Here is a 4,161-nt window from a genome sequence, read left to right as displayed (position 1 = left end):
TTATCTGATGAGCCAAATTGTTCCTTTTTTATTCTGATTTGTGGCTCGTAAAACTCTATCCTATTCTTTTCTAATTTCAAGTTGTTAATTACATCTTTAATATTATTAATTACCAATACTCCTTCATCAATACCTACAATATGAGCAATTCCATCTATGATTTTAAATTGTACTTTGGGGTATGTATAAAGGAATTTCTTGTCTAAATGATGGTGTAATAATGGTTCTTTAGGAAACACTCGGCCAAGATAGCCTCGTATGGCTGCTGCCTCATAAGGTTCTAAAGGACGTGATGCAGGAATTTTTAGCATGGCCACATCTAATGTTCTCATGCTCATAGAATGAGGCTTCTCACTCCTCTCTCTACTTTTTCTATTTTTGGAGTTGTCCATTTATCTGGTAAAGCAACAATCTTTGTGAATCGTTCTTTTTTGCTTCTTACTTCAATGCCGTGCTTTATAGTTGCATTTTCTACTATTGGATATGGAAACATATTGACCATGATGCCTCTAAAGACCTCACTTAAAAGTGGATCAACAGGATGAGATGCTGTCTGTTCTTTTTCTACTGCCTTAACAATTTCTAATTCTTCAAGAAGTAGACGTGCCTTACCCCTAAAAGTGCCGAGGCGAATTAGATTAGGAAAGACAATGTCTTCTTTTGAAATTAAAAATCCTTTAAACTCTGTCTCTGGTGGAAGATAATTAAGGATTTCTGCCTTTAAAACTTCGCCCATTTTTGTTTGAGCAGTAAACCCATCGTTTTCGCCTTTAGTCCACTCAGGAAAATATCTTAGAGGACTTGCTAACAGGGCAGGGGTAAAATAAAATTTGTTTGAAGCAAGTGAGTTTTTATAGCGTGGAGTATTTCTACCGCCATTATGTTCCCCAATAACATAAGATTGATCTTCAGGATTGAGTCCTGTAATTTCAGGAGGCAGAATAGCAGTTACTGCAAAATTGATTGCAGTTGCATGGAGATAAGGCGGCGCAAAGGCAGCAGAAAGTCCCTCACGGGCATAAAACAAAGGGTCAAGGAGATAAATTGAGTATGCAAAGACTTTCATCTTTATGCCTATCCTTCTGCTGACTCCTCTCCTGCTTCAGTTGTTTCTTCTTTTGCCTTACTTCCCCGCTTTCCTTTTTCTTGTTTCTTTTTTGGCAATATATGGGGTATTAATTCAGCAACTTTTTTGAATGAATCTTCAACTGTCGGAAGGTTTAAATCTGCAATTTTACATAAGTCATCCTTTTTCTCGCTCTTGACTAAGTCGTATGAAGAAAGGGTCTCTCTATCGCTCAGCACATAACCTACTATTTCAGTTTTTACTTTTCCCCATTCCCTTGTGGACGCACCTAAGCGGGTAAGCCTATTAAGGTTGTCTATTAAAATGGAGGTTAACTCTGGCGTTGGGTCTCTTAAAGTAACAACACCTGAAAATTCGGTCTCAGTAGGGACTTTTAAAATCGTCATTAGTGCCTGCCCTGTAGTTAATGTCTCCTCATCAACAGCATTTGCAGTATATGCAGAGATATCTTTTACTTCTGTCCTTGAGATAAAGGTTTCTCCTAACACTCTTGACAATAGGTTGTAATCCGCCTTAGTTGCAGAGGTCTCGCCAGTTCCACCAAATAAAAGACAAGCAGGACAAGTCATGCAAAGATGATCCTTTAAGTAACAGTTGGAATTGTTCGGTATTCCCAAATCCCTTTGTTTTTCCATAACCAATCTGCGCAGTTTTCCTTTAATCTTTCTCCACGGGATAATAAACCTATTCCCAAGAGATTTATAATTGAAAGTCAGAACTTCTTCTGGCTCATTGGAACGAATTATTGCATCATCAAGAAGTGTGACTTTAACCACAAGTTGTAAATACCTTCCCCGTGGTAATACCTGAATATCCCCAAAAAGTTCCATTGTGTTACTCATTTGCCACCTCCTTTAAGTTTTGATACCTTGTTAAAATGTAGATTGCAGAAATCAGGGAATTCTTGGCTTTCAGAAAACCACTTAAGTCGCTCTTACGAATTTCGTAATAGCGTTTAATGATTTCCTTAGCTCTATTAACAAAGTTACTTAATTCACTTTGCTCTTCCTGTCCGATTTTTACTGAGAGATTCCGCATAAATCTCTCCATTGCTATATCGAAGGAAAGACCCGACAAGATTGCATCAAGAGCCTGTGCTACAGGTTTCCCTGCTTTATGTTTAGTTAAATCTTTCCAGAAATCCCCTCTTTCTTCAGGTTCTACACAGAAATGCGGGATTCCTTTCTCCTTGTCAGCAAAAAATGCTGCATCTTTTAAAAGTCCGTCCATATTTAGCTCACCTCCTTCATAAGTTATAATTTTTACATTTGCTTTCTTTAGTGCCTTTATTAAATGTGTAGAATATAACTCAAATTCTTCTTTGCTTCCTTGCATATCAACCAATGACATTAAAACAGTACTTGGAGAGTTAAGAATCAAATTACGCGCAAAAATAAACTGCTTTTGTGTCTTGCCAATAATGTTTGCCAAAAGAATAGTCGCCAGGGAGAGGTAATAATTCTCACCTTTTTCATCTGTTAAAACTTCTTCACCAAAAAGACCCTCTTGTTCTTCAGCACCAAGTGAAACTTTAAAACCGAGGTATTTCATTATGTGATATAAAGGCTCATACTGTGCCCTTAGGTCTTTTGGACTGAAATCTTCTTGACGAATATCTCTACCTACTATAAATAAAACTCCATTATCACCCTGCAATACTGGGTCTTTTGACAATTTATCTGCCCATTTCTCTGGGCCAATAGGAATTTCAATCCTTTCCGGGAAAGGAAGTCCACCTAAATCTGTTCTTTCCTTGAATCTAACAATTTGTCTTGGATTTCTCACGCCAGTAGCAACAAGGCCAATAAGTCTTTTGATTTCTTGATAATGGAAAAATAAATCAGGAACTTTGGTCTCAAGTCTTAAATAAACACGACTTTGATTGCTCCTCACATCTTTTCTAAGAATAAGATTATCAAGCCCGCACAATGCACAGATTGCACGATAATTATATTCTGCTTTAATCTGGGAGAAAGATTGGGGTGCTTGAGATAGATTTAAAGCTGGCTGCATCTTTTTAGAAACAGGACATCCGCATCTTTCACAAACTCCTTTTTCTGCATCCGATGTCTTTTTATAACTGCAATACATCTTAAAACTCATTTCTGCACTCTTCCGAAAATTTGTCTCTTCATCCATAGAAATACAGGCAAAAATGTATTCCTCAAGATCTGATTTCTGCTTTTTGTTTTCCGGAGGCTTTGCAATAGCCTGCAAAAGTTCAAATAACTCATTAGGCTTTAAAGTTTTAAGTCGCGTGCTTTTATCTTGTGGCAAGTCTAAAGACTCTGGGAATAAATCTTCAATTTTTGCCATATCAAAAAGAGGATCAATCATATCCCTATTAACTTTTTCAGGTGGTGCATTTCCTGTGAATTTTTTAAATAATTCCTTGCTATATTTATGGGCACTGGTGCTATTCGCACTTTCAAGAACACCGAGTATCCAAGGGTTATTGATTTTTCCTTCTATTAAATTTCTCGTTAATTTGTCAGGAACTAAATCTCGTGCCGATAAGATATCTCTTGCCAACTTGAAAAATACAGTTGCCTTTTGGTCTTTATTACCAAGGGCATTAATAATTTGTTTCTTATTGCATTTCAAAAATTCACCTGAATATTCCTTTGACAAGAGGGTTAAAAAGTCTCCTGTGTATCCTGTAGGAAATGATTTTTGGAGCGAAAGAGATTCCTTTAATATGGATTCATTAATTTTGCCAACACAAAAAGTTTTCTCAGGAAGTGTTGTTTTTGGTTTAGAAACGAAGACAGCCCCATTTTCAAAAGTTCTGAGAAGAGTCCACCCTTTTTCTTTGTATGATTGAATCAAGTTATTCACGACTGTAAAAGTAGTAGGCGAAGCAAAACGGGAAAAAGAGAAATAAGTAAAATCTATTTTATCCTTATATAATTCACGAAGGCGATAAAGTGTCTCAAAAGAAATGTTTTCCATAGAGGCAATATAATCCGCGGTTCTCAATAGATTCGTGAAAAAGGATGCTCCAGCTGTAACTATCTCACTTAAATCATGCTCAGCCACGCTGTGATGCGTATGAATTATATCCCTAATTTTCT

Annotated in this window: 3 protein-coding genes and 1 pseudogene; all 4 read right to left on the bottom strand. The window is 36.8% G+C overall.

Translation table 11 applies throughout. The annotated features are described in order from the left end of the window. Positions 1-338, bottom strand: a pseudogene (locus ACUVXA_RS17345) (CRISPR-associated endonuclease Cas6); the annotation flags it as partial. Next, entirely contained in the window at positions 335-1,066 is a 732-nt protein-coding gene (locus ACUVXA_RS17340) for a hypothetical protein (protein WP_445872540.1), read from the bottom strand. The gene ACUVXA_RS17340 and the pseudogene ACUVXA_RS17345, both read right to left, overlap by 4 nt. 8 nt (positions 1,067-1,074) lie before the next feature. Next, positions 1,075-1,929: a type I-D CRISPR-associated protein Cas7/Csc2 gene (gene cas7d / locus ACUVXA_RS17335; RefSeq protein ID WP_445872539.1), complete on the bottom strand. Its 855-nt coding sequence runs from the start codon at positions 1,927-1,929 to the stop codon at positions 1,075-1,077. Further along, the coding region (locus ACUVXA_RS17330; RefSeq protein ID WP_445872538.1) for a hypothetical protein at positions 1,922-4,161 on the bottom strand (2,240 nt) is incomplete at its 5' end. The genes ACUVXA_RS17330 and cas7d, both read right to left, overlap by 8 nt.

It is taken from the genome of Candidatus Jordarchaeum sp., assembly GCF_052745115.1.
This window is presented reverse-complemented; position numbering and strand designations above follow the sequence as displayed.

Excerpts from the sequence above, each read along its gene's own strand:
- ACUVXA_RS17340 (WP_445872540.1), bottom strand. The coding sequence starts at position 1,066 with ATGAAAGTCTTTGCATACTCAATTTATCTCCTTGACCCTTTGTTTTAT.
- cas7d (WP_445872539.1), bottom strand. The coding sequence starts at position 1,929 with ATGAGTAACACAATGGAACTTTTTGGGGATATTCAGGTATTACCACGG.